The organism is Lacrimispora brassicae, assembly GCF_054772055.1.
Genome location: NZ_BRYH01000052.1, coordinates 1 through 1,756, shown reverse-complemented (window position 1 = coordinate 1,756; position 1,756 = coordinate 1). Strand labels below are relative to the sequence as shown.

The 1,756-nt window shown below is 37.5% G+C and carries 1 protein-coding gene; it reads right to left on the bottom strand.

All coding sequences use genetic code 11. The features are described 5' to 3' along the window. Positions 1-1,290 (bottom strand): group II intron reverse transcriptase/maturase (gene ltrA / locus ACYVD3_RS23630; protein ID WP_460644963.1); only part of this gene is annotated, 1,290 nt, incomplete at its 3' end. Positions 1,291-1,756: the final 466 nt, after the last annotated feature.

The following is a 1,756-nucleotide window of genomic DNA, read 5'->3' as shown; positions in this document are numbered from 1 at the left end:
TCTTAGATAATAATTTAAAGGATTGAGCAAACCTGCTCCGTCCTTTATTTTTGTTTCAAGCAGTGTAGGATTTAAAATATAATTTACTACATCCATACTACATCTTTTGTACCAACCCAACCTTGAATTTGCAACCTTGGAGATACTTTCATTATTAAATCCGTTCTTATATTTTCTATTCAAGTAGGACAGATTTCTGAAAATGGTCTTTGGCTTTTTCCATTGTTTTATAACTATTACTCTTATTTTATGTCTTAGCCAACCTCCAAACTCTTCCATAAATTGCTTCATCATTCCGATTCTAAAATAATTTATCCAACCCATAACTATTTCATTTACTCTTCTTATCGTAACTGCTAAAGGTCTTGCTATTGCTTTTCCTCTTTTGAGATACTCACGCATTACCTGATATAGCTTCGCTTTCTTCTCATTTGTAGGTTTTACTTTCCATTCTCCACCATTCTTTAAGAATGTGAAGCCTAGATATTTACTTCTCATCGGTCTGACTACTTTGGATTTTGTTGCATTCACTTTCAGAAATAATTTTCTCTCAATCCAACTAGATATTGAAGTCATCACTCTATTTGCTGCGACTTCACTTTTCGTGAATATCAGCACATCATCCGCATATCTTACGAAACGCAGACCACGCCCCTCTATTTCCTTATCAAGCTTATCAAGATACACATTGGAAAGTATAACTGAAAGGGGGCCGCCTTGGGGCACCCCGGTTTTGGTGGCTTTCATAATTCCTTTTTCCATTACCCCCGCTCCTAAATATTTGCGAATGAGGTTTAGGACACTGCTATCATTTACCTGTTCTCTAAGTATTTGAATTAACTTATCGTGATTTACTTTATCAAAGAATTGCTCAATATCTATGTCTATTACCCATTCGTATCCACTATTTAAGTATTCCAGTGCTTGTCTGATTGCATCTTGACAGCTTCTGTTTGGACGAAATCCATAACTATATTCACTGAATATCTTTTCATAGATGTCTGATATTGGCTGTGCTACTGCCTGTTGAATTGTTCTGTCTAATGCTGTTGGTATTCCCAAAGGTCTCTTTTTGCCATTCGCTTTTGGAATATACACTCGTCGTACAGGCTTTGGAATATAAGTTCTGTTTCTAAGCGAATTGATAATTGATTCCTGATTTTCTCTGATATAGCTTCCCAATTCTTCCACTGTAATTTCATCTATCCCGCTTGCTCCTTTATTGGAGACTACCTTTTTATAAGCTCGGTTTAGATTTTCCTTTGTTAAGATCACTTCCATTAACTCCATTGCTGTTACTCCTCTTTCTACTATAAGATTCCTACATATCGCCCCTCCCGATATAAATGATATCCCTCGGTTACGTTCCTGCTCTTCTCATTCATCTGATTTCTGGCTCATGTATTATTTTATAAGTAGCGATTTGTACTATAAATCGCTTCAGTCCTTCTGCTGTTACGCCTACTATGACTTCATCTGACTCCCTCCCTAAACCTTTTTCGACCATATCTTCTGATATGTGGGTAGGGTCTCCCAGGGTAAGACACTAATCTTTCATTCCACAACCTCTTGATTTACAACTTCGGTTTACGTTTACCTTTTGGGCTTAAGTTTGTAAAGCAACCTCACCCACCTAATCGCCTTATCAAGTTTCTGTCCGTAGGCTCAAGAATTTCGCTACACCACTTCCTTCGTCCATACCATTACTGATACCAACTTGTGGTTCACTACACTTGGCGGTAAATACCCGTGGCTA